The organism is Cupriavidus sp. 30B13 (assembly GCF_049059565.2).
In the GTDB taxonomy this organism is placed as follows: Bacteria; Pseudomonadota; Gammaproteobacteria; order Burkholderiales; family Burkholderiaceae; genus Cupriavidus.
In genome coordinates this window covers 2,633,650-2,659,908 of record NZ_CP188224.1, presented here as the reverse complement: position 1 = coordinate 2,659,908, position 26,259 = coordinate 2,633,650, and the positions used below count along the sequence as shown (strand labels likewise).

Below are 26,259 nucleotides of genomic sequence, written 5' to 3'. Positions count from 1 at the left end.
GACGGGCCCGCTCATCTGGCCAGCTTGAACAGCTTGAAGTACGGCGTGTTCGACGGGTTCACCGGGATATCGAGCTTGCGCACCATGGCGTAGGTCTGGATCTGGTCGTGCAGCGGCAGGTAGATCAGTTCCTTCTGCACCGTGCTCCAGATGCTCTCGATGGTGGCATCGCGCCGCTGCGGGTCTCCTTCGGCCGCCAGCGAGACGATCCTGGCGTCGAGCTCGGCGTTGCCGTAGCGCGTGGCGTTGGTGGCGCCGCGCGCGTTCTTGCCGCGCGTGTGGACCAGGTAGTCGAAGATGTAGGCCGAGTCGTAGGTCGGCACGCCCCAGCCGTACAGGTAGAAATCGGTGTCGAGGTTGTTGATGGCCGCGCTCTGGATCGCCAGCGGGCGCGACACCACGCTGGTCTTGACGCCGATGCGGCCGAGGAAGCCCGCGGTGGCCTGGCAGATGGCTTCGTCGTTCAGGTAGCGGTCGTTGGTGCAGTGGAGCGTGATGCCGAAGCCGTTGGGGTAGCCGGCCTCGGCCAGCAGCGCCTTGGCGCGCGCCACGTCGGTCTTGCCCACCACGTCGAAGCGCTTGTCGTAGCCGTGCACGAAGGGCGGGGCGATGATGTTGGTCGGCACCGACAGGCCGCGCATCACCGCGGTCTTGATGGCGTTGCGGTCGATGGCGAGCTGGAACGCCTCGCGCACGCGCCGGTCGGCCAGCGGGTTGCGGTCCTTCACGTCGGCGTACTTCAGCGGCGCGCTGCCCACGTTGAGGCCGAGGAAGATCACGCGGTTCTCCGCCGCCTGGTTCACGCGCAGGCGCGGGTCCGCGCGCAGCCGCGCGGTGTCCTGGATCGGCAGGTCCTGCACGAAGTCCACCTCGCCGGACAGCAGCGCCGCCACGCGCGTGGCCGGCGACTTGATCGGCAGGTAGACCAGCTCGTCGATCTCCAGCGGGAACTGGCCGCGTCCCCAGTATTGCGGGAAGGCCTTGAGCACGGTGCGCACGTCCTGCTCGCGCGAGACCAGCGTGTAGGGCCCGGTCCCGTTGACGTGCTGCGTGGCGTAGGTTTCTTCCTTCGCCGCGGCGTTCTGCGGCTGCTCCACGCCGTGGGCCTTGGCCCAGGCCGCGCTCAGGATCTGGATGTTGGTCAGGTTGTCCGGCAGCAGCGGGCTGGCGCCGGCGGTCTTGATGCGGATCGCGAACGGCGAGACCTTGGTCACCTCGGTGACCGACGCCAGCAGCGACTTCATGTCCGAGGTGGGCGCCTTGGCGCGCAGCAGCGAGAACACCGCGTCGTCGGCGGTAAACACGCTGCCGTCATGGAACTTCACGCCCTTGCGCAGCTGGAATTCCCACACCGTGGGGTCGGCCGTGCGCTGCCAGGAAGTGGCCAGCGTGGGCAGCAGCTTGCCGTCGGCGGTGCGGATGAGCAGCGGCTCGTAGACCTGGTGCAGCAGGTTGTGGTTGGGGCCGTTGTTCAGGGCGTGCGGATCCAGCGTGGAAGCGTCGGTCGAACGTGCCCAGCGCACGGTCTCGGCATGCGGCGCGGATGCGGCCAGCAGGGTGGCGGCCAGGGTGGCGGCCAGCGCCAGTCGTCGGATCATGTGGCTTGGTCTCGGCAAAGGTGGGTTTGGCGAATGGCGTGCCGCTCAGGCCCGCGCCGGCGCGAAGCGCGCCGACAGCAGGGCGAACAGCGCGCGCAGCCCTTGCGCCTCGCCGCCGCGCGGGCGGCCGGGGCGGTCTTCCTGGTTCCACGCGAACAGGTCCAGGTGCAGCCACGGCGTGCCGCGCGGCACGAAGCGCTCCAGGAACAGCGCGGCGGTGATGGCGCCGGCCAGCGGCGCGCCGGCGGCGTTCTGCACGTCGGCGAACGACGACTTCAGCATCGGCTGGTAGGGCTGCCACAGCGGCAGGCGCCAGAGCGGATCGGCCTGCTGCCTTGACTGCGCGAGCAGGGCTTCGGCCAGCGCGTCGTCGTTGCTGAACAGCGCCGGCAGTTCGGGGCCCAGCGCCACGCGCGCCGCGCCGGTCAGCGTGGCCAGGTCGATGGCGAGCGCGGCCGGGCCGAACTTGTCCTGCAAGGCGTAATGCAAGGCATCGGCCAGCACCAGGCGGCCTTCGGCATCGGTGTTCTCGATTTCCACGCTGGTGCCGCCGGCGGTGCGCACCACGTCGCCGGGGCGCAGCGCGCCGGCGCCGACGGCGTTCTCCACGGCCGGCACCACCAGCGTCAGCCGCACCGGCAGCCGCGCCTGCATCACCAGTTGCGCCAGCGCGATGGCGTGGGCCGCGCCGCCCATGTCCTTCTTCATCCAGCGCATGCCTTGCGCGGGCTTGAGGTCGAGCCCGCCGGCATCGAAGCACACGCCCTTGCCCACCAGCACCACGCGCGGCGCGGCCGGGTCGCCCCAGTGCAGGGCCGCCACGCGTGGCGCCTCGGCGGCGGCGCGGCCGACCGCGTGCACCAGCGCGAAGCCCGCGCCGGGCAGGTCGTCGCCGGCCCATTCGTGGAATTCCGCGTCGTGGTCCAGGGCCAGCGCGCGCACCTGCCCGGACAGCCGCGCCGGGCCGAGCACGTTGGCCGGCGCATTGACCAGCCGGCGCACGCGGCCGATGGCCGCGGCGAGCGGCAGCAGGGCTTGCTGCGCGGCGGGCGGCACCACCAGCTGCGCGGCGGCGCCGTCATTGCCGCGCGGGTCCGCGCCGGCCTGCGCGTCGTCTTCCCAGCCGCGGGGAAGCGAGCCGATGGCCCAGCCGAGCGCGCGCAAGGCCGTCTCGTCCTGCGTCGCGGCATGGATATCGGCATCCGCCAGCGCATACCGCCCCGGCGGCAGTTGCGCGGGCAGGCCGGCGAGCTGCCAGAGCGGCTGCGCGGGGTCGGCGCCGACGATGACGCCGGCCAGCGCGCCGTCCGCATCGGGCAGCAGCAGGGTCTTGCCCGGCCCGGCCGCGAATCCGGTGGCGCGCACCCATTGCGCCTGCGCGGGCGGCAGGCGGTCCGTCACCGCGTCCAGCGTATCGGGTGTGGCCAGGTAAAGCGCGACGGCCGGGCCGCCAGGATCGGCAAAGCAGCGCGGCGCCGCGTGTTCGGGCAGCGAAGAGGAATTGGCTGACATCTCTGGAATGGTTGGGGCGCGATGCGAGTCGACTAGCCTAACGCCGCGCGCCGGGGTGGACAAAGAACCATATCGTGCATGGTTATGCGTGCGCGCGCATGCCGCGCCACCACGCAAATCGCATATTGACTTGCATTCTTATTCGTTAAGAACGGTGCCGGCGCGGCGTATGTTCGTAGCTTGTCCGCGCGCGGCGCCGCCCTCACCGGCGCTGCCGGGCGCCGTACCCGCAAACCCGCCGTACCCGCAAACCAGTCACAAGGAGTCTTCGATGAGCGTGGAAATCATTGGCATGATCCAGACCCAGAAGCAGTCGGAGATCCATCCGGCCAGCGGACCGGCGGTGGATCGCGATTACGTGCGGGCCTTCGCGCAGGCGCACGAGCAGGCCGGCTTCGACCGCGTGCTGGTGCCGCACCACTCGACCGGCCCTTCGGCCACGCTCACCATTTCCTACGCGGCGGCGGTGACCGAGCGCGTGCATTTCATGCTCGCGCACCGTCCCGGCTTCACGGCGCCCACGCTGGCCGCGCGCCAGATCGCCTCGCTCGACCAGTTCAGCGGCGGCCGGCTCGGCGTGCATTTCATCTCCGGCGGCTCCGATTCGGAGCAGCAGCGCGACGGCGATTTCCTCGGCCATGACGAGCGCTACGCGCGCACGGACGAGTATCTCGGCATCCTGCGTCGCATCTGGACCGAGGACAAGCCGTTCGACCACGAAGGCAGGTACTACCGCTTCACGCAGGGCTTCTCGGAGGTCAAGCCGGCCCAGCGCCCGCATGTGCCGATCTTCTTCGGCGGCGCGTCGGAGGCCGCCATCGAGGTCGCCGGGCGCCATGCCGACGTGTACGCGCTGTGGGGCGAGTCGCTGGACCAGGTGCGCGAGCTCACCACGCGCGTGCGCGCCGAGGCGGCGAAGAACGGGCGCCAGGTGCGCTTCTCGGTATCGTTCCGCCCGATCCTGGCGGCCACCGAGGCGCTGGCCTGGGAACGCGCCGGCCGCATCCTGGCGCAGGCGCGGCAGCTGCGCGAGGTTGCCGGCCTGGGGCAGGGCGGCCCGCAGCAAAGCGAGGGCGCGCGCCGCCTGCTGGCCGCGGCCGGCCAGGGCCCGCGCGTGGACAAGCGCCTGTGGACCGAGATCGCGAAGCTGACCGGCGCGCGCTCCAATTCCACCGCGCTGGTCGGCACGCCCGAGCAGGTGGCCGACGCGCTGCTGGACTACTACGACCTCGGCGTCACCACCTTCCTGATCCGCGGCTTCGACCCGCTGGAGGATGCGGTGGACTATGGCCGCGAACTGATCCCGCGCGTGCGCGCGCTGGTGGCGCAGCGCGAGGCCGCGGCCGGCGCGGGACGCAAGGCGGCATGACGGCATGACGGCATCCAGACGACAATTCCTGCGCCTCGGCGCGGCGGCGGGCGTGGCGGCGGCCGGCGCCACGCTGCCGTTTGCCGCCGGCGCGCAGGCGCGCCCCGTGCTCAAGGCCGGCGACCAGAAGGGCGGCCTGCGCGCGCTGCTGGAGAGCGCGGGCGAGCTGAAGAACCTGCCCTACGACATCCAGTGGACTGAGTTCCCGGCCGCCGCGCCGCTGGCCGAGGCGCTCAACGCGGGCGCGGTGGACTCCGGCCCCATCGGCGACGCGCCGGCCATCTTCGCGCTGGCCGCCGGCACGCCGATCAAGATCATCGGCGCCAACCGCTCGGACCCGTTCGGCACCGCCGTGCTGGTGCGCGCGGACTCGCCGTGGAAAGGCGCGGCGGACCTGCGCGGCAAGAACATCGGCACCAACCGCGGCTCCATCGGCCACTTCGTCGCGCTCAAGGCGCTCGAATCGGCCGGGCTCAAGCCGGAGGACGCCAGCATCCGCTTCCTGCCGCCGGCCGACGCCAAGCTGGCGCTGGTCAACGGCTCGATCGACGCGTGGGCGACCTGGGAGCCCTATACTGCGCTGGCCGAAACCAGCGGCCACGCGCGCGTGCTGGTCAGCGGCCGCGGCCTGTGGTCGGGCCTGAGCTACCTGGCCGCCACCGACAGCGCGCTGGCCACCAAGCGCGAAGTGCTGCGCGACTTCCTGCAGCGCGCGGCGCGCGCGCAGGTTTGGTCGTACCAGCACGTGGATGGCTTTTCGGCGGCGCTGGCGCGCATCATCGGCATCCCGCCCGAGGCGGCGCGGCTGCAGTTCGAGCGGCGCCACACGCAGTGGCGCAATATCGACGCGGCGCTGATCGCCGAGCAGCAGCGCACGGCGGATTTCTACCTGAAGGCGGGTTTGCTCAAGCAGCGGCTGGACGTGCGCAACACCTTCGATACCGGCTTCCCGCTGCCGGCATAGCCGGCATGCCGGCGGACAGGCCGCCCGTCAGGACAGCGGCAGGGCGGCCTCGGGCGCCTGCGCGCTGACCACCCGGTTGCGGCCGCTGCGCTTGGCTTCGTAGAGCGCCTCGTCCGCGCGCCCGTAGGCGTACTCGAAGCTGGTGCCGCGCGGGTTCCAGCTCACGCCGAAGCTTGCCGTCACCTGCAGCTCGGGCGCCTCGGCGAAGGTGTGGGCGGCGATGCGCAGGCGGATGCGGTTGGCCAGGTCCATGGCGGCGCCGAGCGGGCGCGCCGGCAGCAAGGCGGCGAACTCCTCGCCGCCCACGCGGCCGACCATGCCGGCGTCCAGCACGGTCTGCGTCAGGCATTCGGTCACGCCGCGGATCACCGCGTCGCCCACCGGATGGCCGAGCGTGTCGTTGACGCGCTTGAAATGGTCGATGTCCAGCACGATCAGCGCCAGGCTGCCGCCGGCCAGGATCACGCCGGCCTGCTCGATCACCGCGCCGCGGTTGAGCGCGCCGGTCAGGGTGTCGCGCGTGGCGCGGAATTCCAGCTCGCGCGCCAGTTCCTGCAGGCGCTGGTTGAGCCGGTTCATTTCCAGTTCCTCGCGGTCGCTGCGCCGGATCAGGCGGCGCGTCTCGCGCATCAGCCGCTCGTAGTGGCCGATCAGTTCGCCGAGCGTGCGGCGGTACGCCTCCGCGCCGGCATCCGGATTGCAGAAGACCGCGCGGGCCCCGGCCACGGCGCTGTTCTCCAACTCGAAAAGATCGGGCTCGGACATTCGGCGGATCGGCGCGGTTCAGGTGGCGGTGGTGGCGTGGTCGATGAACTCGATGGCCGGAAAGTCGGCGTGCAGCTCCTGCCCGAACTCCAGGATGGTGTCGTCGTCGACGTCGTGATACCAGTTCACGATCACGCGATTGCCCTTGTCGGCGGCGTCGTTCATGGCGTCGAACATGCTGAACAGCACCTTGGTGCTGGAGCTGTTGAAGTAGGTCAGCGCCACGTGGACGGTGACCTCGGTGTCCTCGCACGCGGCCAGGTACTTGCGCATGCGCACGATCACGTCGCCGTAGAACATGGCGGCGTTCTCGGGGTAGGACTCGCCCTTGAGCGACAGCGTGTGCTGCGCGAAGTCGAAATTCACCTCGGGCGAGGAGGGGGTGGCGGCGATGAACAGGTTTTCCATGACGTTGTTTTTCTCGTCCTGCTCAGATCGTGGCGACCAGGTGGAACATGGTCGACGCAGGATCCGCATCGATCGGCTGGAAATTGTATTCCAGGGGAGCGCTGGCGTCGCGCGCCACGGTCAGGAAGCCCAGGCCGGCGCCCTTGCTGCCTTCCGGCGATTCGGCGCGCATGGTTTCCCGGTAGGCCTGCTTGATCTGGTCCAGCGTCATCGTGCGCAGCGGCTCGAGCGCCGCGCGCAACTGCGCCACGCGGGAGATCGCCACGGGGTTGGAGCACATCAGGCGGTAGCGGTCGTCGATCATGCTGATGCACACGGAGCCGTGGCGCAGCTGGTCGGTGTCCTGCGTGGGCGGCGTCAGGGCGTCCGAGGAGTAATGGACGATGTTCTGCGCCATCTCCACGAACGAGGAGAACAGCTTGCGCCGCGTGGAGTTGTCCACGCCGCTGACCGCGAGCTGCAGCCGCACCGCGTCCGACATGGCGGCGATGATGTTCTGGGAAAAATAGCCGACGTAGTAGAAGATCACGTTGCGTTCCCGGGCCATCTTGAAAAAGGCCCCATATTCGTTGTCAATCGAAGTACCGTTCATCGGCGTGGTTTCATCGGCGTTGTGGTCAGGACTTGCTGCCTGCTATTGAACACGGAAGCAGAAGAAAGTGAGGTCGTCCCTGCGGTTCTGCTGCCCCTGCCAGGCGCTGTACTGCTCCAGCACGGCCTGGTTGATGCGTGCGGCCGGCTCGTGCCGGCTGGCGCGTACCGCTTCGCGGATGCGCCGCTTGCCGAAGGCGATCTCCTTCGGCCCTCCGATCTGGTCGATCAGCCCGTCGGTGGTCACGAACACCACGCTGCCGGGCCGGGTCGGCACCAGCCGGTTCTGCCAAGCGAAATCCATGCCTGTGTCGACGTAGCCGGCGCCCATGCGCTCGCCTTCCACCATTTCGCCGTCTTCGTCGCCGGGGTGCAGCACAAACAGCGCGCTCTTGGCCCCGGCGAAGCAGAGCTGCCGGCTGGCATTGTCGAACCAGAAGAAGGCCGCGTCCAGGCCGTCGTTGGACTCGGCGGTGTCGCTGTAGCGCTCCACCTGGCCGAGCATCTGCTTGATGCCGCGGTTGACCGCCATCAGCAGCGCGCCGGGGTCGCGCGGGCCGCGCTGCTCGATGGCCTGGGTCAGGATGGAGGAGGCGATCAGCGTCATGAAGGCGCCCGGTACGCCGTGCCCGGTGCAGTCCGCCAGCGCGGCGAACCAGCCGTCCTCGAACGCCGCGAAGTGATAGAAGTCGCCGCCGACCACGTCGCGCGGCTCCCACACCAGGCCGGCGTCGCCGAGCGTGCGGGCCATCGCCTCGCGCGAGGGCCGCAGCATCGAGCGCTGGATGATGCTGGCGTAGTCGATGCTGTGCATGATCTGGCGGTTCTTCTCGGCCTGCATGTCGGCCACCACCCGCATCAGCTGCAGGCCGCGTCCCAGGCCCACGAAACGGCCGTCGCGCGCGATGATGAAGCCGTCGGCCAGCGCTTTCTCGCCGTACTCCACCGCCTTGAAGGTCAGCGCCTCGATGCTCATGGCCGCGTCCACCACCAGCGGCTCCTTGTCCATGAAGGCGATGCAGCTCTTGCGGTTGTACAGCTCGCGGTGGTAGGGCTTGCTCATCTGCGACATGAAGATCGCGCGGTTGATGAGCCCGATCGGCCTGTCGTCCTCGGTCACCGGCAGGCTGTCCAGGTCGCGGTGCCTGCCGAAGACGTCCAGCACGTCCTGGTTGGTCTGTTCCGTGGTCACCGACGGCGTGGCGACGCACAAGTCTTCCGCGCAAGGCTGCCGGAAGCGGGAGCGCGCCGCGCGGGATTCGACCCTACTGGTATCGGCCGGAACGTCAGACATCGCCAGGGTATCCGGATTATTTTGAAGCCGCCAATTCTAGGAGCGGCATATGTCTTCTTTGTGACAGTTTGAAGAAAAGAGGGGATTAAGGGGGGTATTTTCCGCAAATGAAACGGGCACGCCCCGGCCGCCGTCACCCCGGGGGGCACGGCCGTTCAGGCGTGGCAGACCAGCCCGCTCTGCAGTTCGCCGGCCTGGTAGGCCAGGTCGCCGGCGCGCTGCTCGCGCGCGCGCGCCAGGCCGCCGCCGCCCACCCAGTAGCGCACCGCGCGGTCCAGGTAGGCCGCGGAGGCGGGGTCGGGCTGGCGCAGGCCGATCTGCGCGCCGGCGTCGCCGTCCAGGTCCTGGTCCAGCACGGCGTAGAAGCGCCATTCCGGCAGGCCCGCCAGCCGCGCCAGCGCCAGCTTGTCTTCGGCCAGCGCCTGGCATTCGCCGGCCATGAAGGCGGCGATGGCGCGGATCGCCGACACATGGACCACCGGGACCGCGTGATAGCGGCTGGCCAGTTCCTGCACGTACGGGCTGCCCTGCGCCACGCACACCGGCCGCTGCGCCAGGTCCGCGGCGCGGGTGTACGGGCTGCCGCGCAGCGCGACCAGCCGGCCGGTGCCGCCGGCGTAGGGGCTGGGCACGCGCGGCTCGCCGGCCGCGCCGGGGCGCGCGCCGGCGATGATCAGGTCGGGCACGGGCGCCGGCGCGTCGTGCGCGCGTCCGTCCGCGCCCAGCCCCACCAGCTTCACCGGCACCTGCAGGTGCGCGCCCAGGAAGCCGGCCAGTCCGGCGTCGAAGCCATCCGGGCCGGGCGGGTTCGGCGCGCCCGGCAGCGCCGGCCGCGCGTACTCGCGCACGCCGACGACCAGCACGCCGCGCTGGCGCGCCGCGGCCAGCACCGGGCCCTGCGGCAGCGCGTCCCAGCGCGGCTCGGGCTGCAGCCGCTGCAGCAGGTCGAGCGCCGGCGCGGGCAGGTGGTCCAGCGGCAGCTTCACCGGCAGGCGCCCGAGCAACGCGGGAATGCTGAGCCAGGCCAGCCCCAGCACCACGATGGCGCCGGCCAGCGCGGCAGCCAGTATAGGCACGCCGCGGTGACCGTCGCGTGACGCCGCGCGCGCACGGAGCGGGGCCGCGGAAGACAGGTCAGGCATTGAGGGTCAGCCCCCGGCGCCAGCGCGTGAGGCGGCGCTCGATGCGCGCCAGGATGAAGTTCAGCGCCAGGCCCAGCAGCGCCAGCAGCAGGATGCCGGCATACATGGTCGGGATCTGGAACACTTCCTGCGAATTCAGCGTCAGGAAGCCGAGCCCGGAATGGGCGCCGATCATCTCGGCGGCGACCAGCGCCGTGATGCAATAGGTGCCGGCCAGGCGGATGCCGGTGAAGATGGATGGCGACGCCGCCGGCAGCACCACCTTGCCGAACACGAACAGGCGCGAAGCGCCCATCGAGCGCGCCGAGTTGATCAGCAGCTGGTCCACCTGCTTGACGCCGCTGATGGTGCTCAGCAGCACCGGCCAGAACGAGGCCCAGAAGATGATCGCCACCTTGGACAGCTCGCCAATGCCGAGGAACAGGATGAAGACCGGGAACAGGGCGAACGCCGAGGTCTGCCGGAACAGCTGCAGGATGGGGTCGACGATGGCTTCGAGCCGGCTGAACCAGCCCATCAGCAGGCCCAGCGTCACGCCCAGGCCGATCGCCAGCAGCAGGCCCCACAGCGAGCGCTGCAGGCTGGCGCCCACGTGCTTGAGCAGCGCGCCGCTTTCCAGCAGTTGCCAGATGGCCGGCAGGATCTGCGAAGGCGGGCTCAGGTAGGCCTCGCTGACGAGCCCGGTGCGCGGCACCAGCTCCCACAGCAGCAGGAAACCGGCGATGCCGAGCAGGCCCAGCGCGCGGTCGCCCAGGCGGGCGGCCAGCGAAGGGCCGGCAAGGCGGCGGATGGCGGTGGCGGGGTTGCTCACGGCGGGATGGCTAGGATGGCTCACAGCGCGGCCCTGGGTTCGGTGGTGGCCGGCAGGGACGCCGGTGCGGCGGTGGCGGCGCGCGCGGCGGGCTCGCCCGCCACGCGCTCGCCCGGATTCGCGGTGGCGCCGAGCGGGCGCGGCACGGCGGCGCTGAACTGGACCTCGTCCTTGAGGATGTCCCAGGCCTGCTGCCGCAGGCGGATGAACGCCTCGGAATTGCGCAGCTCGGGCTGGCGCGGGCGCGGCAGCGGCACGTCGATGATGGCCTTGACCGAGCCGGGCCGGCGCGTCATCACCGCGATGCGGTCGGACAGGAAGATGGCCTCGTCCAGGCTGTGCGTGATGAAGACGATGGTCTTGCGGTACTGCTCCCAGATCCGCAGCAGCTCGCCCTGCAGGATCTCGCGCGTCTGCGCGTCGAGCGCGGCGAACGGCTCGTCCATCAGCAGCACCTCGGGCTTGTAGGCCAGCGAGCGCGCGATCGCCACGCGCTGCTTCATGCCGCCCGAGATCTCGTGCGGATAGCGCTCGCCGAAGCCTTCCAGCCCGACCAGCTCCAGGTGCTCCCGGGCGATGCGGCGCCGTTCGGCGCGCTTCACGCCGCGGATCTCCAGCCCGACCTCGATGTTCTGCAGCACCGTGCGCCACGGGAACAGCGCATAGCCCTGGAACACCACGCCCTGGTCCCGGCTGATGCCGGCCAGCGGCTTGCCGTCGATGGCGATATGGCCGCCGGTGCGCTCGGTCAGGCCGGCCAGGATGCTGAGGAAGGTGGACTTGCCGCAGCCGGACGGGCCCAGCACGGAGAGGAACTCGCCGTTGCGGATGGCGAGGTTGAAGTCCTGCAGCACCGCCACGTTGTCGGGCCGCCCGTTCTCGCCGCGCACGGCGTAGTCCATCTGCACGCCGCGAGCGAGGATCTTGTCGGTCATGGTGCGCTGCCCCTCAGGCCTTCGCCTGGGCCTTGGCCGCGAACGGGTTGAACTCGTTGGTGTAGATGCTGGCGGCGGTCACCTTGCCCTTGGGCAGCTTGCCCTCGGCTTCCAGCACGTCGATGTAGTACTGGATCGGCGGCTCGGTCACCACCAGGTTATCCACGTAGGCATAGCGGTCCACGTAGTCCAGCTGCAGCTTGATGCGCTCGGACACCAGCTTGCGCGCGTCCTCGGGGTTGGCGTTGACCCAGTTGGCGGCCTTGGCCAGCGCCGTCACCACGTCGCGCACCGACTCCGGATGCTCGCGGATGAACTTGCCGTGCGCGCTGTAGGGCTGCATGCCGCCCAGGCCGCCGTCGAGGTCGAAGTCGCTCCACAGGCGCACCAGCTGGTCGGCGTGATCGGCGCGGCCCGAGAACGGCGCGTGGATGATGGCCAGGTCGGTGTTGCCGGTGGCCAGCGTCTGCTCGGCCTGGTCGTCGGGGATCACCACGAAGTTGATCTTGGTGACGTCCACGCCTTTCTGGCGCAGGTAGGTCTTGGTGACGAACTCCGCGCACGCGCCGAAGCTGTTGATGCCGATGGTCTTGCCTTCCAGGTCCTTGGGCTGGCGGATGCCGGAGGCCTTGCGCACGAAGTACTTCATGTGCGGCGCGTCCTGCAGCGTCTTGTTGCCGGCCGCCACCACCTTGATGTCGGCGCCGCTGGCCACCGCGGAAATCACCAGCGGCACCATGCGCGAGCCGAAATCGATCTCGCCGGTGCCGGTCAGCGGGATGATCTGCGGCGCGGCGACCTTGCCGATGTACTCGGGGCGCGTGTTGGTGCCTTCGAAGTAGCCGAGCTGGTCGGCCAGGTAGACCAGGTCGAAGGTCGGGTTGTCGGGATAGCGGAAGCGCACCTTGTCGCCGGCCTTGGCCACCACCGCGGGCGCGCCGCCGCTTGCCGCGCTGCCCGCGCTGCCGCCTGCCGCGCCGTTGCCGGCCGCCTGCGGCGCGCCTTCGCGCGAGCATGCCGCCAGTAGGGAGCCGAGGCCGCCGGCGGCGGCCATCGAGGCCAGTTGCTTGAGAACGAGGCGGCGTGTGCCGGGGGCGGAGGAGGGCGCGGGCATTCGGGTTGTCCTGTCGGGATGTCCTGCCGGCGCGGGAGCGCATGCATCCTGCGCGTCGATGGCGGACGGGGATCAGCCCGGAGTATCGGACAGCGCGGGCGCGCCACCAACGAAGGCTTTCAACTATGAATATCAGGTGGATGCGACGAGGGCGCGGCCGGCCTCACTTCTTCATCAGCCGCTTCAGCGTTTCCACGAAGTCCTGCGCCAGCCGCGACAGCGGCTCGGTCTGCACGTGGAAGATCTGCACCGACGCATCGACCTTGGTCCTGACCGGCACCGCCACGAGGTTCGGCCAGTCCTGGCCGAACACGGTCATGGCGTCCACCAGCGCGATGCCGGCCCCCGCCTGCGCCAGCGCGCGCGCCACGTGGGCCTGCTCCACCTGCACGCGCATGTCGGGCTGGTCGTCCTCGCCGCCGAACACTTCGCGCACCAGCAGCCCGAACGGCACGTCCGCGCCGTAGCCGATCAGCGGCTCGCCGGCCAGCTCGGCCGGCCGCAGCGAGGCGCGTGCGCTGAGCCGGTGGCCGGCCGGGACCAGCGCGACGATGGGGTTGCGCACCAGCAGCCGCGCCTCCAGGTTGGGGTGCGCCAGCGGCATGTTGGAGATCGCCAGCTCGACCTGGCCGGACAGCAGCGCGCGCAGCATGTTGCCGGGGATCTGCGTGCGCACCACGATGCGGATATCGGGGTGGGTCGCGCGGAACGCGGCGATGGCCAGCGGCAGCACGGTCTGGCCGAGGTTGGGGTTGCACGAGACGCGCAGGCTGCCGGTGCGCTTGGCGGCGAGGTCCTCGGCGATCTCGTTGACGCGCTCGATGCCCTCGTAGACGGCGTTGACCTCGCCCAGCAGGCGGCGCGCCTCGGGCGTGGGATAGAGGCGGCCCTTGATGCGCTGGAACAGCGCCAGCCCCAGGCGCTGCTCGGTGTGCGACATCAGGCGGCTGATGGCCGGCTGGGATACGTAGAGCAGCCTGGAGGCGGCGCTGATCGAGCCCGTGAGCATGACGGCGCGAAAGACTTCGATCTGCCTGAGATTGAGTTTCATCGAGGTTCCGGTGCGGCTGGCGAAGGCCCGCGCACGCTTGGTTCAACCCATAACACGGTGTTAAGTCCGACGGACATATAAGCATACGACAGTCATCGCCGCGATACCTACACTTGTTCTCCGAGGCGCCCGCGCAAGGCAGTTCCGGCGCATCGCCGGCTGCGCACCACGGTGGTTCCGCCGCGCTTCGCGCGGCACGCCGATGGGGCGCCGCCGCACCGGAAACCGAGCATGACGCACCGGGCGCGTGCATTCACTCACTTGAAGACAGGAGACGGCATGAGCGACATTCATCTGACTTACATCAACGGTCCCGACATCGCGAAACTGGCGATGACCGACGCGGAAATCCTCGATGCGGTCGAGCAGGGCCTGCTGGCGCAGGGCAACGGGCAGACCGTGATCGAGCCGCGCGTGCACCTGACGCCGGACCCGGCGTTCAACGGGCACTTCAACGTGCTGCGCGGCTATGTGGCGCCGCTCGGGCTGGCCGGCGTGAAGATCGTCGGCGACTACGTCGACAACTACAAGCTGGGCCTGCCGTCCGAGATGGCCATGCTCAACCTGTTCGATCCGCGCACCGGCATGCCGGTGGCGATGATCGACGCCACCTTCATCACCGATGCCCGCACCGGCGCGGTCACCGCGCTCGGCGCGCGCCACCTGGCCCGCCGCGACAGCAAGGTGCTGGGCCATATCGGCGCGCGCGGCACCGCGTACTGGAACGTGCGCCTGCTCGACAGCCTCTACGACTTCGACGAGATCCGCGTGCACTCGCGCCGCCCGGAAAGCCGCAACGCCTTCGCCGAGCGCCTGGCGCGCGACCTGGGCAAGAAGATCGTGGTCACCGAGGACTGGGAATCGTGCGTGCGCGGCGCCGACATCGTGGTGGAGGCTTCGCGCCTGGAGCGCCCCACGCCGATGCTCAAGACCGAATGGATCAAGCCCGGCGCGTTCGTGGTCCCTTACGGCACCATGAGCGCGGTCGAGCTGTCGCTGACCGACATCATGGACAAGCTGGTGGTGGACGACTGGGGCCAGTGCAAGGGCGGCGTGCTCGGCTCGCTGCGCGCGCACGTGGAAGCCGGCAAGCTGTCCGAGCAAACGCTCTACGGAGAACTGGGCGAGATCGTCGCCGGCCGCAAGCCCGGCCGGCAGAGCGACGACGAGACCAACCTGTTCTGGCACCGCGGCCTGTCGCTGAGCGACATCGCGCTGGGGCACGCCATCATGAAGAAGGCCGAGCGCATGGGGCTGGGCCAGCGGCTGGTCTACGCATGATCGCCAACGCACGCATGTACTCGGTGGCCGCGCCGGTGGCGCAGGCGTGGCGGGAGCTGTTCGCGCGCGTGGCGCGCCGCGCCGGGGTGGACCTGCCGTACCTGGAGCATGCCGCGCCGGCGCCCATCAGCGCGCTGTGGGCCCGGCCCGACTGCGGCTGCGTGTTCATGTGCGGCTTCCCCTATGTGAATGCCGCGGTGCGGCCGCGCCTGCTGGCCGCGCCGGTGCCTTCGCCCGAGCGCTATGGGCAGCGGCCGGTGTACTTCACCGAGTTCATCGTGCGGGCCGACGCGCGGGCCGCCTCGCTGGCGGAAACGTTCGGCGGCCGGCTCGCGCACATGCTGCCGGAGTCCAATTCGGGATACAACGCGCCGCGCCATTTCCTGTTGCGCCATTTCCTGCCGCGCCAGCCCGCGCCCGACGCCGGCGCGCTGTATCACCCGGCCGGCACGCCGACGCCGACGCCGAACCAGGTGATCGACGCCGTGATCGCGGGGCACGCGGACGTGGGCGTGGTGGACAGCTACGTGCTGGACCTGCTGCGCCTGCATGCGCCCGCGCGCATGGCGCAGCTCCGGACGCTGGCGGTGACGCCGGCGTCTCCGGCGCCGGCGCTGGTGGCGTCGCCCGCGGCCAGCGATAGCGCCGCCGCGCGCATCCGCATGGCGCTGCTCGACCTGCACCGCGACGCCGGCAACGCTGAACTGCTGGCCACGCTGCGCCTGGCGCGCTTCGCCCTCGTGGAGGACGCCGACTACGACGTCCTCGCCGGCTACGCGCGCGCGGCGGACGCGGCCGGCTTCGCGCTGACCAGCGAGGGCATGCCATGACCGCCCCGCGCTAACCCGCGCCGCATCGGCCGCGAGCCGCGAGCCGCGAGCCGCAAGCCGCGAGCCGCAAGCCGCAAGCCGCAAGCCGCGAGCCGATGGCGCCGCCCAGTTTTCCGACCAACCGAGTATTCCCGATGAAGCGTTTCCTGATCACCCTCATGGCTGCGTGCCTGCCGCTGCTGGCCGGCGCGCAAGGTTATCCCGCCAAGCCCGTGCGGCTGGTGGTGCCGTTCCCCGCGGGCGGCCCCGCCGACGTGCTCGGTCGCGTCGTCGGCGAAGGCCTGGCGAAGGCCTGGGGCCAGAATGTGCTGGTCGACAACCGCGCCGGCGCGGCCGGCAACATCGGCGTGGACCAGGTCGCCAAGGCGCCGCCGGACGGCTACACGCTGGCCGTGGTGCCGGTCGGCAATATCGCGGTGAATCCCGCGCTGATGCCGAACCTGCCCTACAAGCAATCGGACCTCGCGCCCGTGACCATGCTCGCCACCGCCGAGAACGTGCTGGTGGTCAACGCGGGCGTGCCCGCCAAAACCCTGCCCGAACTGCTCAAGCTCGCCGGCCAGAAGCCCGGCGAGCTCACCTTCGCCTCGCCCGGCGCCGGCAGCCAGGCGCACCTGGCGGGCGAGCTGCTGCAGCTCGACGCGGGCATCAGGCTGATCCACGTGCCGTACAAGGGCGTCAGCCCCGCCATCACCGATCTGGTGGGCGGCCAGGTCACCATGATGTTCGCCCAGCTCTCGTCGGCGCTGCCCTACATCAAGGCCGGCAAGCTGCGCGCGCTCGGCGTGGCCAGCGCCCGGCGCTCCGCCGTGCTGCCCGACGTGCCCACCATTGCCGAGCAGGGCTTCCCGAAGTTCGAGGCGGTCTCGTGGTACGCGCTGATGGCGCCCGCCGGCACGCCCAGGGACGGGATCCAGCAGCTCGGCCACCAGGCCGGCCAGGTGCTGGCCAATCCCGCGCTCAAGGAAAAGCTCGCCACCATCGGCATGGACGCCGCCGGCGGCACGCCCGCCGAACTGGCCGCGGCCATCCAGAAGGAAAGCGCGCGCTGGGCCGAGGTCATCCACAAGCGGCATATCACGGTCGACTGAGCGCGGTCGACTGAGCGTGCCGGGACTCGCATATGAAAATGCGGACTGGTTGTGATGATTTTTATTCCTTTTTCGAATCGTCTGCGGAGGCATAAGCTGTGTGCATCGGATACGGCATCGCGACCCACGGTGGATCGGATGGAGCCGTACCCCTCCGAGGAAAGGAATCATCATGAACACCCAGCGTTTTGTCTCCGTTGCCATCGCCGCCGCACTCGCAGCGGCCTTCGCCGCCGGTAGCGCCCAGGCTTCCAGTGCCAGGCGGGACGCCTTTACCGACGGCGCGCGCATCGAGCAACGCAGCCCCTTCACCGACGGCGCCCGCGCCGGCAAGGTGGTGCCGCATGGCGAGCTGGTCGCCGGCATGGACCTGACCGGCGCATCGGCCACGCCGGCGCGCGCCGGTACCCGCGACCCCTACACCGACGGCGCGCGCGTCGACAAGCGCGATCCGTTCACCGACGGCGCGCGTATCGACAAGCGCGACCCCTTCACCGACGGCGCCCTTGCCTGAGCGGCGGCCCGTCTGCGAGCACGCCGGTCGAACCTCGGCCAACCCGCTTCTTCATAGTGCGCCTGCCGGCGCCTTCATGCCCGCACGATTCGCGTCGTGCGGGCTTTTTCATGCCGGCCGCCCGTGGACGGCGAGCGACTAAAGGTTTTCCCTGATATGCCGATAAGGAGTCATCGTCCCGGATGGGCCTCCATCCGGCAGGCGGCAGGCAAAAAGAGCGGACCGGTGCCCATCTCCCTCCCGAAGCACCGGCATTTCGCCACCATTCAATCGCAAATCAGGTAGAAGAAATGAAAAGCTTGGGAATTGGTGTGCGCCTCGGCATTGGCTTCGGCGTAGTGATACTGTTGTCCACCTTCATGACCGTGCTGGGCATCGTGCGCCTGGAGCAGGTTGCGGACCGCACGAACGACATGATGCAGCAGCCGCTGGCCAAGGAGCGCATGGTCAGCGACTGGTACCGCCTGATGCATACCAGCGTGCGCCGCACCACCGCGGTGGCCAAGAGCTCCGACCCGTCGCTCGGCGCGTTCTTCGCGGCGGAAACCAAGGGGTCCTTCGCCGCCATCGGCGCGCTGCGCGACAAGATCGAGCCGATGCTGACCAGCGACGAGGAGAAGGCCGCCTTCAAGAAGATCCTGGCCGTGCGCAATCCGTACAACGAATCGCGCGACAAGATCACCAAGCTCAAGGAAGCCGGCAACACGGAAGAAGCCAACCAGGTGCTCGAGAAGGAATTCGTGCCGGCCGGCGACGCCTACCTGGCCGAGATCCAGAAGCTGCTCGACATCCAGCGCGCCAGCATCGACGCCACCGCGGTGGAAATCCACGGCATCTACCTGACCGCGCGCAACGGCATGGTCGTGATCGGCGCGCTGGTGCTGGCCATCGGCGTGGCGTTCGCGGTCTGGCTCACGCGCGGCATCACGCGGCCCCTGCACCGCGCGGTCGGCATCGCGCGCACGGTGGCCTCCGGCAACCTGGCCAGCCGCATCGACGTGGACAGCACCGACGAAACCGGCCAGCTGATGCAGGCGCTGTCCGACATGAACGCCAACCTGCTGAACATCATCAGCCAGGTGCGTACCGGCACCGATGCCATCGCCACCGGCACCAGCCAGATCGCCGCGGGCAATACCGACCTGTCCCAGCGCACCGAGGAACAGGCCTCGTCGCTGCAGCAGACCGCCTCCAGCATGGAAGAGCTGACCAGCATCGTGCGCCAGAACGCCGACAACGCCAAGCAGGCCAGCACGCTGGCCGTCAATGCTTCGGAGATCGCGGTCGAAGGCGGCGAGGTGGTGGGCCAGGTGGTGACCACGATGGAAGACATCAACGGCGCCTCGCGCAAGGTGGTGGACATCATCGCCGTGATCGAAGGCATCGCCTTCCAGACCAACATCCTGGCGCTCAACGCCGCGGTGGAAGCCGCGCGCGCCGGCGAGCAGGGCCGCGGCTTCGCGGTGGTGGCCGGCGAGGTGCGCAGCCTGGCCCAGCGCAGCGCCACCGCCGCCAAGGAAATCAAGGCCCTGATCGGCGACTCCGTGGACCGCGTGGAAAAGGGCTCCGAACTGGTGGCGCACGCCGGCCAGACCATGGAGCGCATCGTCGGCGCGGTCAAGCGCGTGACCGACATCATGGGCGAGATCAGCGCGGCCTCGGCCGAGCAGAGCGCCGGCATCGAGCAGGTCAACCAGGCCGTCACGCAGATGGACACCGTGACGCAGCAGAACGCGGCGCTGGTCGAACAGGCCGCGGCCGCGGCCGGCTCGATGGAAGAGCAGGCCCAGCGCCTGAAGGCAGCGGTAGCGTCGTTCCGGCTGGCGGCGTAAGCCGTCCGCACAGGCGGGGCGCGATGCCCCGCCGGGGGACCCTGCGTGGAAAACGCTTGCATTTTTCCACGGCTGCGATATAGTCGCGGCCTCGCGTGCGGCTGTAGCTCAGTTGGATAGAGTACTTGGCTACGAACCAAGGGGTCGTGGGTTCGAATCCTGCCAGCCGCACCACCTCTTACAGTGATGCAAGAAACGGCCCGGAGAGTTGTTGCTCTCCGGGCCGTTTTTTTGCGTGGCCCGTCTGGCTTGCGGACCGGCTCCCGCCGTCAGGCCAGCCGGGATCCGTCCAGAGCCCAGAGCGCCCGGACGGCAAGGAATAACTCTTTGGCAAAGGCTTCCATCGAATTCGGTTGACCGAGCGGTTGACCGAGGCCCGCCTGTTTCCTCCTCGCGCGAGCGGCCTCGCGCGGCAGTTGCGGTAACATGCGCCCACCGTTTTTTGCCAAAGGAGGGGGAATGTCCAACGGACGTGTATTGCTGGTTGCCGCCGCGGCGGTCTCGTGGCTCGCCGGATGCGCCAGCGGCGTCAGCCCGGAATCCATCCAGGCGAAGGAGCCGGTGCGCATCCATTCCGCGGCCAGCTCGGCCAGCCTGGTGGCGTGCCTGAAGGGCCGGATGGGCGACGATGCCAACGTGGTGTCGTATCCGGAGCCGGGCAGGGTGGATATCCGGGTCGGGCGCATCGACAATTCCGAGTACCGCTACTTCCGCCTGATCAGCCTGCGCCGCGCCGGGGACGGCACGGACGTCGAGATCCGCAGCTCCGACGAGTGGCACCCGCTGCTGAGCGTCGGGCGCATCAGCGGCATGGTCGAGGATTGCGCGCCCAACAAGCCGCGCTAGGCACGCCAGGCACGCCGCGCCCTTATTGCTGCAGCGTGTGCAGCAGGTATTCCTGCAGCCGGCTCAGTTCGAGCGCGATGCCGCCGGGGAAGCCCTGGCGGCCGCCGCGCCGGTCGATCAGCAGGTCGGCGAGATAGGCCGACAGCACGGACGGGGTGGCCGCCAGCGCGGCCATCTGGTTGCCGATGCGGGCGTAGCCGCGGCACAGCTCGAGCGGCCGCGCCTCGGGCGGCAGCGATGCCAGCCACTTGAGCGCGGTGCTCGTGAGGACTTGCGCCTCGGCGCCTTCGGGGCGCCGCATGGCGGGCCAGTCGGGCTGGACCTGCTCGGGGACCGCGCCATCCAGTATCTGTTTTGCTTCCTCGATGGAGACGAACTCGAACGAGAGGGATTCCATGCCAACTCCGGGATCTGGTCTGCGCGCCGCCACGCATCGGCGGCGTCTGATTTTACCGGTAACGGCCATTTCTCCGCCTTCTTGAGCCCCGCCTGCGCGGCGCCCCGCACGGCCCTGCCGCCCGCCCGCCCGTCCGCTCATTTCATGTTCTCGCCCCAGTAGGCCTCGATCTGCTTGACCAGCACCGGCGGCAAGGCCACGTAGTGCTCCGCGGCCGCATCGGCCTGGCCGTCGTTCAGCGCCCAGCGGAAGAAGGACAATGCGCTCTTCGCGCTCGCGGCATCCCTGGGCGACTTCGGCATGATGATGAACACCACGCCGGTGATGGGCCAGGCCTGTCCGCCGGGCGGATCGGTGATGACCTGGTAGAAGTCCGGCTGCCGGCTCCAGTCCGCCGAGGCCACCGCCGCGCTGAACGCCTCGCGCGAGGGCACGACGAAGGCGCCGTCCTTGTTGCGCAGCGCCGTGTACGGCAGCTTGCGCTGGAGCGCGTAAGTCAGCTCGGCATAGCCGATCGCCCCCTTGACGCTCTTGATATAGGCCGCCACGCCTTCGTTGCCGATGGCCCCCACGCCCGCCGGCCATTTGACGGTGGTGCCGGCGCCCACGCCGCGTTTCCACTCCGCGCTGACCTCGGACAGGTAGTTGGCCCAGTTGAAGGTGGTGCCGGAGCTGTCGCTGCGATGGACCACCAGCATCTTCAGGTCCGGCAGCGCGAGGCCGGGATTGAGCGCGCCGATGGCGGGATCGTTCCAGTTGACGATCTTGCCCAGGTAGATGTCGGCCAGCACCTGCCCGGTGAGCCGCACCTGGCCGGGAATCACGCCGTCCAGGTTGACGATGGGCACCACGCCGCCGGCCACCAGCGGGAACTGGACCAGCCCCGCGGCCCGCAGTTCGTCCGGCTTGAGCGGCATGTCCGAGGCGCCGAAGGCCACGTTGGCCGCCTTGATCTGCCGGATGCCGTTGCCCGAGCCGATGGCCTGGTAGTTCACCTCCTGCCCGGTCCTGGCGTAATACGTCGAGGCCCATTTCAGCAGCAGAGGGTAGACGAAGGTGGAGCCGGCGCCGGTGATGTCGCCCGCGTGCGCGACCAGCGCGCAGCCGGCGAGCACGCATGCCGCGGCGGCCCGTTGCCATGCCTTTTGCCAGTAGAGGGTGCAGGTCATGTCGGCGGCCTCCTTCGTATGCGGGCGGAGCGGATGCCTCCGGAGGCCGCCATGCCACGTATTCCGCGGCGGCGATGCGGCCCCCGCGAAATTTGCTTCCTCTCATGCTAGCAGCCGCGCGCGAATTTCCAACCGTGTCGAAGCCAAGCAGCGGCGCGTGCCCGGCCGGGCACGCGCGCACGTTGCCTTGCAACGGGTCGTCGGGGAGCGAAGCTGCCGCGGCGCGGGCGCGGGTTCATGGCCGCGCGGGAAGGCCCGCCCGTCGCGGTCGGGCAGCAGCCATCACTTCGGCGTCGGCATGTGCAACTGCCCGTCGTCGCCGAGCACGAGCCCTTGCCAGGTAGCCGGCTTGCCCGACAGTTCCCATGCCGCGATCTGCACCGGCGTCCTGCCGATGCCGCCTTTCACGCTGTTCATTGCCTCGCGGTCGAGTTCTTCGGCGGCGGGGAGGTCTTTGATTTCGAGGGTGTCCATGATGGTTCTCCGTGACGTGTCATGTTGGCAGCGGGCAAACGTCGTTGCCCGCCTGCCCATGACAACGCACGGTCCATGCCGGCGCCGCCGCGATGGCGCTTGTGGCGGATGGCCGCCGTGGCGGGGCAGGGCGGCGCGATGGCGCGGCGAAACAGCCGGGGCGCGCCCGACAGGTGCCGCCGCGGTGGTGGCGGCGGACCAACAGCGGGCGCGGCTGGCCGCCGGGTTCCGTTCAGAACAGGTTGGCGCGGAAGAAGGCCGCGGTGCGGTCGTTGGCGGCCTGCGCGGAAGCCGCGTCGAAATGCACGCCGTTGTTGCGCGCGAACGCGTGCGAGCAGCCGGGGTAGGTGTGTATCTCGATATTGGGCTGGGGCGACAGCGCGGCGACGATCCGGCTCCAGGTTTCGCGCGGCACGAACTCGTCTTCCTCCGCCACATGCATCAGCAGCGGCTGGCGGATATCGCCTTGCTCGCCCAGGTATTTGTCGATGCCGACGCCGTAGTACACCGCCGCGGCATCCGCGTCCGTGCGCGCCGCGGTGAGGAATGCGAGCAGCCCGCCCAGGCAGAAGCCCACCGCGCCGATCTTGCCGCCGGCGCCGTCCAGCGCGCGCATGTAGCCGATGGTGGCATCGATGTCCTTCACGCCGGCGGGCACGTCGAAGCCGTTGTAGAGCTTCAATGCCTTGTCCCACTCCGCCTGCGTGGCGTCCGTCAGCTCCACGCCGGGCTCCTGCCGCCAGTAGAGATCGGGGCAGATGGCGAGGTAGCCCTGCGCCGCGAAGTCGTCGCAGGTCTTGCGCATGTCCGCGTTGATGCCAAAGATTTCCTGGATCACCACGATCCCCGGCGCCTTGGTCGCCGCCGGCCGCGCCAGGTAGGCGGCAAAAGCGCCGTCCGCCGTGTTTATCGTCACCATTTCGCCCATCGCCGCGCTCCCATGTGAAATTCAAGGCAGTCGTCCGGAGGCCCTGCGCCGGACGTGCGAATAGGATTATTGGCGGCCAGCGGCGGAGTGCAAGGACAAAATCCCCGGCGCATGGCATGGAGCGCGTCGTCCTTCATGCTGGTCCTGCAATTAACGGCCATGAAGCGCCGACGTCCGCGAAGGTGGCCGGCCGCTTGCGGCCGGCACCGGGGCAGTGCAGGATGAAAGCTGTTCAGGCCAGAAAACCGGAGACCCCATGCCTTACATGCTGCTGATCGTCGAACCTGTGGGCCAGCGCGCCGCGCGCACCGATGAAGAAGGCCGCCAGGCCTACGCCAGCATGACGGAGTTCGCCGGCCGCCTGACCGGGCGCGGCGTGCTGCTCGGGTGCAATTCGCTGACCTCGGAGACCAGGGGCGTGCGCGTGCGGGTGCGCGAAGGCCGCCGCGATCTGCTCGACGGCCCCTTCGCCGAGGCCAAGGAGATGGTCGGCGGCTATTTCCTGCTCGACTGCGCGACCCAGGACGAGGCCATCGCGATTGCCGCCGAGTGTCCGGCCGCGGGCTGGTGCACGGTCGAAGTCCGCGAAGTGGGGCCGTGCTTTACCTGAGATCCTGGGCGGCCCTGCGCGGCGCGTGGATGAAACCGGGGGCTAGGTAGTTACCCTTGGTGTTGGGGATTTCCACGCTCCGGATGTCGATCTTGCCGCGCGCGGCTCGTCGTGCCGGTATGAGCCGCGGCACGCCCGATGCCGCCGGCTCCCGTCCGGCGCCAACCCGAGGAGCGATGCGATGCGATTCATGATCCTGGTAAAAGCCACCAAAGACAGCGAGGCCGGCGAGATGCCGGAGGAAAGCCTCTTTGCCGCGATGGCGGCCTATCACGAGCAGCTGGCCAAGGCCGGCGTGCTGCTGGACGCCGCCGGGCTCAAGCCCACCTCGGCCGGCTGGCGCATCCGCTATGCCGGCGGCCGGCGCACGGTGACCGACGGCCCGTTCGCCGAAACCGGCGAGGTGGTGGCCGGCTACACGCTGATCCAGGTGCGCAGCCGCGAGGAAGCCATGGAATGGGCCCGCCGCTTCCCCGCGCCGCACGGCGAGATGGCCGACGGCGAGATCGAGGTGCGGCCCTTGTTCGAACTGGACGACTTCGCGCCCAGCCCGGCGATGGACCGTTTCCGCGAACTCGGCATGGGCCAGCATTGAACGTGCCCCCAGCGCACCAGCCACCGCCGGATTCCCGCCAGGCAAGACCTGGCCCGGACGGGGACGCACCTCGCACCCGCGGCGGCAAGATGACGGCGACCAGCCCGGCGCACCGCGCGATCGAGGCGGTATGGCGCATCGAATCGGCCAAGGTCATCGCCCACGTGGCGCGCGTGGTGCGCGACGTGGGCCTGGCCGAGGAACTGGCGCAGGACGCCCTGCTGGCCGCGCTGGAACACTGGCCGCGGACCGGCGTGCCGGACAACCCCGGCGCGTGGCTGACGACCACGGCCCGGCACCGCGCGCTGGACCACCTGCGCCAGCGGGCGCTGCACATGCGCAAGCACGAGCAGATCGGCCATGACCTCGATGCGCTGGAGGCCCACGTAGTGCCCGACTTTGTCGATGGGCTCGACGCGGCCCGCCAGGACGATATCGGCGACGACCTGCTGCGCCTGGTCTTCATCGCCTGCCACCCGGTGCTGTCGCGCGACGCGCGCGTGGCCATGACGCTGCGCCTGCTCGGCGGCCTGACCACCGCGGAGATCGCGCGCGCCTTCCTCGTGCCGGAGCCCACCATCGCCCAGCGCATCGTGCGCGCCAGGCGCACGCTGGGCGCGGCGCGCGTGCCGTTCGAGGTGCCGGGCCCGCAGGCGCGCACGGCGCGGCTGGCGTCGGTGCTGGAGGTGATCTACCTGATCTTCAACGAAGGTTATGCCGCCACCGCCGGCAGCGACTGGATGCGCCCCGCGCTCTGCGAGGAAGCGCTGCGCCTTGGCCGCACGCTGGCGGGCCTGATGCCGCAGGAGAGCGAAGTCCACGGGCTGGTGGCGCTGATGGAGATCCAGGCTTCGCGCACGCATGCGCGCATCGATGCGCAGGGCAGGCCGGTGCTGTTGCCGGAACAGGACCGCGGCCGCTGGGACCGGCTCCTGATCCGGCGCGGCCTGCAGGCGCTCGAGCGCGCGCAGGAATCGTCGGGCGGGGGCGGGGCGCCCGGCCCCTACGCGCTGCAGGCCGCGCTGGCCGCCTGCCACGCGCGCGCGCCGAGCGCGGCCGAGACCGACTGGGCGCGGATCGCCGCGCTGTACGACGCGCTGTCCCGGGTCATGCCGTCGCCGGTGGTGGAGTTGAACCGCGCGGTGGCGGTGGGCATGGCGGCCGGTCCCGCGGCGGGGCTGGAGATCGTCGATGCGCTCGCCGCCGATGCGGCGCTGGCCAACTACCATTTGCTGCCGAGCGTGCGCGGCGACCTGCTGCAAAAGCTCGGCCGGTGGGACGAAGCGCGCGCCGAGTTCGAGCGCGCCGCCGGCATGACGCGCAACGAGCGCGAGCGCGAATTGCTGCTGGCGCGGGCGCGCGATGCCGGCGCGCCGCGCGGCTGAGGCTTACTGGACCGCGCCGGTGCGCGGCATCCGCTTGTACACCAGCAGCCGCCCCTTGTAGGCGTCCTGGTCCGCGGCGGCGGGGCGGTCGAGCCGCTGCTCGGCCAGAGAGAAGCCCAGCGCCGCCATCCAGCGGTTGAAGGCGGGGCGGTTGCCGCGGTCGGGGTCGACGATCCACACTTCCGCGTCCGCGCTGGCGTGGCTGTCGATATAGCGCGCGAGCTTGCCGTCGGTATCGCGCTCATACAGCAGGTCGCTGCCGATGATCAGGTCGAAGCGGCCATCCACGTCCTCCACGCCGGCCAGGCTGGGATCGCTGCCGTCGGCCGCGCCCCAGTGCCCATGCCGGTATTTCATCGGCGGCAGGCCGTTGAGGCGGGCGTTCTCCGCCAGGAAGGGGCCGGCCATCGGATGGCAGTCGCTGGCGGTCACGTCGGCGCCGCGGCGGTGCGCGACCAGGCTGGCCAGCGCCGTGCCGCAGCCGATTTCCAGGATGCGCTCGGCCGGGTTCACCGGCCGCGCGGCGATGCGCCCCGCCAGCAGCGCGCCCGACGGCCACAGCATGCCGAACAACGGCCACGCGGCGGAAGAAATGCCCATGCGCTCGGCGTCGCCGTCGGGGTCGTGGAACTGCTGCTTGTCGAGCAGGCAGCGGATGACCAGGTCGGGCACGCCCACGATGGCAACGCGCTCTTGCTTGGTTTGATACCCAGGCATGAGGGGAGGGGGAGGCCGGGAAGCCGGGCCTCGCGA

General features: G+C 70.0%; 27 protein-coding genes and 1 tRNA gene. 12 read left to right on the top strand and 16 right to left on the bottom strand.

Translation table 11 applies throughout. The features are described 5' to 3' along the window. Positions 1-11: 11 nt before the first annotated feature. Together ACKI2N_RS30940 and ACKI2N_RS30935 are read right to left on the bottom strand one after the other, a co-directional pair. Positions 12-1,598, bottom strand: coding sequence for an ABC transporter substrate-binding protein (locus ACKI2N_RS30940; RefSeq protein WP_420992214.1), 1,587 nt, complete (start codon positions 1,596-1,598; stop codon positions 12-14). 45 nt (positions 1,599-1,643) lie between these two features. Further along, positions 1,644-3,110, bottom strand: a complete 1,467-nt coding sequence (locus tag ACKI2N_RS30935) for a leucyl aminopeptidase family protein (RefSeq protein WP_420992215.1) — start codon at positions 3,108-3,110, stop codon at positions 1,644-1,646. Positions 3,111-3,381: 271 nt separating this feature from the next. On the opposite strand from ACKI2N_RS30935, the gene ACKI2N_RS30930 reads away from it, so the two are divergent. Next, the gene (locus tag ACKI2N_RS30930; protein WP_420992216.1) at positions 3,382-4,479 is read left to right on the top strand and encodes an LLM class flavin-dependent oxidoreductase; all 1,098 of its coding nucleotides are present in this window, start codon (positions 3,382-3,384) and stop codon (positions 4,477-4,479) included. A gap of 4 nt (positions 4,480-4,483) precedes the next feature. Beyond that, positions 4,484-5,443: an ABC transporter substrate-binding protein gene (locus tag ACKI2N_RS30925; protein WP_420992217.1), complete on the top strand. Its 960-nt coding sequence runs from the start codon at positions 4,484-4,486 to the stop codon at positions 5,441-5,443. A 27-nt stretch (positions 5,444-5,470) separates the two neighbouring features. On the opposite strand, the gene ACKI2N_RS30920 is transcribed toward ACKI2N_RS30925, so the two are convergent. The 9 genes from ACKI2N_RS30920 to ACKI2N_RS30880 form a co-directional block, all read right to left on the bottom strand. Next, positions 5,471-6,208: a GGDEF domain-containing protein gene (locus ACKI2N_RS30920; protein ID WP_420992218.1), complete on the bottom strand. Its 738-nt coding sequence runs from the start codon at positions 6,206-6,208 to the stop codon at positions 5,471-5,473. A gap of 18 nt (positions 6,209-6,226) precedes the next feature. Next, positions 6,227-6,616 carry a DUF1987 domain-containing protein gene (locus tag ACKI2N_RS30915; protein ID WP_420992219.1) on the bottom strand — a complete coding sequence of 130 codons (390 nt, stop codon included), beginning with the start codon at positions 6,614-6,616 and terminating at the stop codon, positions 6,227-6,229. Positions 6,617-6,638: 22 nt separating this feature from the next. After that, a complete protein-coding gene (locus tag ACKI2N_RS30910; protein ID WP_420992220.1) occupies positions 6,639-7,208 on the bottom strand; it encodes a SiaB family protein kinase in 570 nt (189 codons plus the stop codon). 42 nt (positions 7,209-7,250) lie between these two features. Next, the gene (locus tag ACKI2N_RS30905; RefSeq protein WP_420992221.1) at positions 7,251-8,501 is read right to left on the bottom strand and encodes a SpoIIE family protein phosphatase; all 1,251 of its coding nucleotides are present in this window, start codon (positions 8,499-8,501) and stop codon (positions 7,251-7,253) included. Between the two features lie 155 nt (positions 8,502-8,656). Next, complete coding sequence (locus tag ACKI2N_RS30900) at positions 8,657-9,577, bottom strand: ABC transporter substrate-binding protein (RefSeq protein WP_420992222.1); 921 nt, start codon at positions 9,575-9,577, stop codon at positions 8,657-8,659. A gap of 58 nt (positions 9,578-9,635) precedes the next feature. Then, on the bottom strand, positions 9,636-10,454 hold the full coding sequence (locus ACKI2N_RS30895) for an ABC transporter permease (protein ID WP_420992223.1): 819 nt from the start codon (positions 10,452-10,454) through the stop codon (positions 9,636-9,638). Positions 10,455-10,474: 20 nt separating this feature from the next. Further along, entirely contained in the window at positions 10,475-11,389 is a 915-nt protein-coding gene (locus ACKI2N_RS30890; RefSeq protein WP_420992224.1) for an ABC transporter ATP-binding protein, read from the bottom strand. A gap of 13 nt (positions 11,390-11,402) precedes the next feature. Beyond that, positions 11,403-12,503 carry an ABC transporter substrate-binding protein gene (locus ACKI2N_RS30885; protein WP_420992225.1) on the bottom strand — a complete coding sequence of 367 codons (1,101 nt, stop codon included), beginning with the start codon at positions 12,501-12,503 and terminating at the stop codon, positions 11,403-11,405. 163 nt (positions 12,504-12,666) lie between these two features. Then, the gene (locus tag ACKI2N_RS30880) at positions 12,667-13,554 is read right to left on the bottom strand and encodes a LysR family transcriptional regulator (RefSeq protein WP_420992226.1); all 888 of its coding nucleotides are present in this window, start codon (positions 13,552-13,554) and stop codon (positions 12,667-12,669) included. Between the two features lie 279 nt (positions 13,555-13,833). Between ACKI2N_RS30880 and ACKI2N_RS30875 the strand changes: the two genes are divergently transcribed. The 7 genes from ACKI2N_RS30875 (at position 13,834) to ACKI2N_RS30845 (ending at position 19,948) form a co-directional block, all read left to right on the top strand. Beyond that, a complete protein-coding gene (locus ACKI2N_RS30875) occupies positions 13,834-14,835 on the top strand; it encodes an ornithine cyclodeaminase family protein (RefSeq protein WP_420992227.1) in 1,002 nt (333 codons plus the stop codon). After that, on the top strand, positions 14,832-15,665 hold the full coding sequence (locus ACKI2N_RS30870; RefSeq protein ID WP_420992228.1) for a phosphate/phosphite/phosphonate ABC transporter substrate-binding protein: 834 nt from the start codon (positions 14,832-14,834) through the stop codon (positions 15,663-15,665). Before ACKI2N_RS30875 ends, ACKI2N_RS30870 begins: the two co-directional genes overlap by 4 nt. Positions 15,666-15,799: 134 nt before the next feature. Further along, positions 15,800-16,756: a Bug family tripartite tricarboxylate transporter substrate binding protein gene (locus tag ACKI2N_RS30865; RefSeq protein ID WP_420992229.1), complete on the top strand. Its 957-nt coding sequence runs from the start codon at positions 15,800-15,802 to the stop codon at positions 16,754-16,756. A gap of 172 nt (positions 16,757-16,928) precedes the next feature. Beyond that, complete coding sequence (locus ACKI2N_RS30860) at positions 16,929-17,270, top strand: hypothetical protein (protein WP_420992230.1); 342 nt, start codon at positions 16,929-16,931, stop codon at positions 17,268-17,270. 290 nt (positions 17,271-17,560) lie between these two features. Next, entirely contained in the window at positions 17,561-19,102 is a 1,542-nt protein-coding gene (locus ACKI2N_RS30855) for a methyl-accepting chemotaxis protein (RefSeq protein WP_420992231.1), read from the top strand. Positions 19,103-19,199: 97 nt separating this feature from the next. Further along, positions 19,200-19,276: transfer RNA gene (locus tag ACKI2N_RS30850), tRNA-Arg, on the top strand. 285 nt (positions 19,277-19,561) lie between these two features. Beyond that, positions 19,562-19,948: a hypothetical protein gene (locus ACKI2N_RS30845; RefSeq protein WP_420992232.1), complete on the top strand. Its 387-nt coding sequence runs from the start codon at positions 19,562-19,564 to the stop codon at positions 19,946-19,948. 22 nt (positions 19,949-19,970) lie between these two features. Here the strand turns inward: ACKI2N_RS30845 and ACKI2N_RS30840 are convergent, their stop codons facing one another. From ACKI2N_RS30840 to ACKI2N_RS30825, 4 genes are all read right to left on the bottom strand, one after another. Continuing rightward, positions 19,971-20,345 carry a hypothetical protein gene (locus ACKI2N_RS30840; RefSeq protein ID WP_420992233.1) on the bottom strand — a complete coding sequence of 125 codons (375 nt, stop codon included), beginning with the start codon at positions 20,343-20,345 and terminating at the stop codon, positions 19,971-19,973. Positions 20,346-20,482: 137 nt separating this feature from the next. Beyond that, positions 20,483-21,514 carry a phosphate ABC transporter substrate-binding protein PstS gene (gene pstS / locus ACKI2N_RS30835; RefSeq protein WP_420992234.1) on the bottom strand — a complete coding sequence of 344 codons (1,032 nt, stop codon included), beginning with the start codon at positions 21,512-21,514 and terminating at the stop codon, positions 20,483-20,485. A gap of 282 nt (positions 21,515-21,796) precedes the next feature. Beyond that, complete coding sequence (locus ACKI2N_RS30830) at positions 21,797-21,988, bottom strand: hypothetical protein (protein ID WP_420992235.1); 192 nt, start codon at positions 21,986-21,988, stop codon at positions 21,797-21,799. A gap of 232 nt (positions 21,989-22,220) precedes the next feature. Further along, positions 22,221-22,916 carry a dienelactone hydrolase family protein gene (locus ACKI2N_RS30825; protein WP_420992236.1) on the bottom strand — a complete coding sequence of 232 codons (696 nt, stop codon included), beginning with the start codon at positions 22,914-22,916 and terminating at the stop codon, positions 22,221-22,223. A 256-nt stretch (positions 22,917-23,172) separates the two neighbouring features. Between ACKI2N_RS30825 and ACKI2N_RS30820 the strand changes: the two genes are divergently transcribed. From ACKI2N_RS30820 to ACKI2N_RS30810, 3 genes are all read left to right on the top strand, one after another. Then, positions 23,173-23,526 (top strand): YciI family protein, encoded by a 354-nt coding sequence (locus ACKI2N_RS30820; protein WP_420992237.1) that lies wholly within the window; start codon positions 23,173-23,175, stop codon positions 23,524-23,526. Positions 23,527-23,707: 181 nt separating this feature from the next. Beyond that, complete coding sequence (locus tag ACKI2N_RS30815; protein WP_420992238.1) at positions 23,708-24,121, top strand: YciI family protein; 414 nt, start codon at positions 23,708-23,710, stop codon at positions 24,119-24,121. Positions 24,122-24,210: 89 nt separating this feature from the next. Beyond that, positions 24,211-25,506, top strand: coding sequence for an RNA polymerase sigma factor (locus ACKI2N_RS30810; protein WP_420992239.1), 1,296 nt, complete (start codon positions 24,211-24,213; stop codon positions 25,504-25,506). 3 nt (positions 25,507-25,509) lie between these two features. On the opposite strand, the gene ACKI2N_RS30805 is transcribed toward ACKI2N_RS30810, so the two are convergent. Then, a complete protein-coding gene (locus ACKI2N_RS30805; RefSeq protein WP_420992240.1) occupies positions 25,510-26,223 on the bottom strand; it encodes a class I SAM-dependent methyltransferase in 714 nt (237 codons plus the stop codon). Positions 26,224-26,259 lie beyond the last annotated feature (36 nt).

Excerpts from the sequence above, each read along its gene's own strand:
- ACKI2N_RS30940 (WP_420992214.1), bottom strand. The coding sequence starts at position 1,598 with ATGATCCGACGACTGGCGCTGGCCGCCACCCTGGCCGCCACCCTGCTG.
- ACKI2N_RS30935 (WP_420992215.1), bottom strand. The coding sequence starts at position 3,110 with ATGTCAGCCAATTCCTCTTCGCTGCCCGAACACGCGGCGCCGCGCTGC.
- ACKI2N_RS30930 (WP_420992216.1), top strand. The coding sequence starts at position 3,382 with ATGAGCGTGGAAATCATTGGCATGATCCAGACCCAGAAGCAGTCGGAG.
- ACKI2N_RS30925 (WP_420992217.1), top strand. The coding sequence starts at position 4,484 with ATGACGGCATCCAGACGACAATTCCTGCGCCTCGGCGCGGCGGCGGGC.
- ACKI2N_RS30920 (WP_420992218.1), bottom strand. The coding sequence starts at position 6,208 with ATGTCCGAGCCCGATCTTTTCGAGTTGGAGAACAGCGCCGTGGCCGGG.
- ACKI2N_RS30915 (WP_420992219.1), bottom strand. The coding sequence starts at position 6,616 with ATGGAAAACCTGTTCATCGCCGCCACCCCCTCCTCGCCCGAGGTGAAT.
- ACKI2N_RS30910 (WP_420992220.1), bottom strand. The coding sequence starts at position 7,208 with ATGAACGGTACTTCGATTGACAACGAATATGGGGCCTTTTTCAAGATG.
- ACKI2N_RS30905 (WP_420992221.1), bottom strand. The coding sequence starts at position 8,501 with ATGTCTGACGTTCCGGCCGATACCAGTAGGGTCGAATCCCGCGCGGCG.
- ACKI2N_RS30890 (WP_420992224.1), bottom strand. The coding sequence starts at position 11,389 with ATGACCGACAAGATCCTCGCTCGCGGCGTGCAGATGGACTACGCCGTG.
- ACKI2N_RS30885 (WP_420992225.1), bottom strand. The coding sequence starts at position 12,503 with ATGCCCGCGCCCTCCTCCGCCCCCGGCACACGCCGCCTCGTTCTCAAG.
- ACKI2N_RS30880 (WP_420992226.1), bottom strand. The coding sequence starts at position 13,554 with ATGAAACTCAATCTCAGGCAGATCGAAGTCTTTCGCGCCGTCATGCTC.
- ACKI2N_RS30875 (WP_420992227.1), top strand. The coding sequence starts at position 13,834 with ATGAGCGACATTCATCTGACTTACATCAACGGTCCCGACATCGCGAAA.
- ACKI2N_RS30870 (WP_420992228.1), top strand. The coding sequence starts at position 14,832 with ATGATCGCCAACGCACGCATGTACTCGGTGGCCGCGCCGGTGGCGCAG.
- ACKI2N_RS30865 (WP_420992229.1), top strand. The coding sequence starts at position 15,800 with ATGAAGCGTTTCCTGATCACCCTCATGGCTGCGTGCCTGCCGCTGCTG.
- ACKI2N_RS30860 (WP_420992230.1), top strand. The coding sequence starts at position 16,929 with ATGAACACCCAGCGTTTTGTCTCCGTTGCCATCGCCGCCGCACTCGCA.
- ACKI2N_RS30855 (WP_420992231.1), top strand. The coding sequence starts at position 17,561 with ATGAAAAGCTTGGGAATTGGTGTGCGCCTCGGCATTGGCTTCGGCGTA.
- ACKI2N_RS30845 (WP_420992232.1), top strand. The coding sequence starts at position 19,562 with ATGTCCAACGGACGTGTATTGCTGGTTGCCGCCGCGGCGGTCTCGTGG.
- ACKI2N_RS30840 (WP_420992233.1), bottom strand. The coding sequence starts at position 20,345 with ATGGAATCCCTCTCGTTCGAGTTCGTCTCCATCGAGGAAGCAAAACAG.
- pstS (WP_420992234.1), bottom strand. The coding sequence starts at position 21,514 with ATGACCTGCACCCTCTACTGGCAAAAGGCATGGCAACGGGCCGCCGCG.
- ACKI2N_RS30830 (WP_420992235.1), bottom strand. The coding sequence starts at position 21,988 with ATGGACACCCTCGAAATCAAAGACCTCCCCGCCGCCGAAGAACTCGAC.
- ACKI2N_RS30825 (WP_420992236.1), bottom strand. The coding sequence starts at position 22,916 with ATGGGCGAAATGGTGACGATAAACACGGCGGACGGCGCTTTTGCCGCC.
- ACKI2N_RS30820 (WP_420992237.1), top strand. The coding sequence starts at position 23,173 with ATGCCTTACATGCTGCTGATCGTCGAACCTGTGGGCCAGCGCGCCGCG.
- ACKI2N_RS30815 (WP_420992238.1), top strand. The coding sequence starts at position 23,708 with ATGCGATTCATGATCCTGGTAAAAGCCACCAAAGACAGCGAGGCCGGC.
- ACKI2N_RS30810 (WP_420992239.1), top strand. The coding sequence starts at position 24,211 with ATGACGGCGACCAGCCCGGCGCACCGCGCGATCGAGGCGGTATGGCGC.
- ACKI2N_RS30805 (WP_420992240.1), bottom strand. The coding sequence starts at position 26,223 with ATGCCTGGGTATCAAACCAAGCAAGAGCGCGTTGCCATCGTGGGCGTG.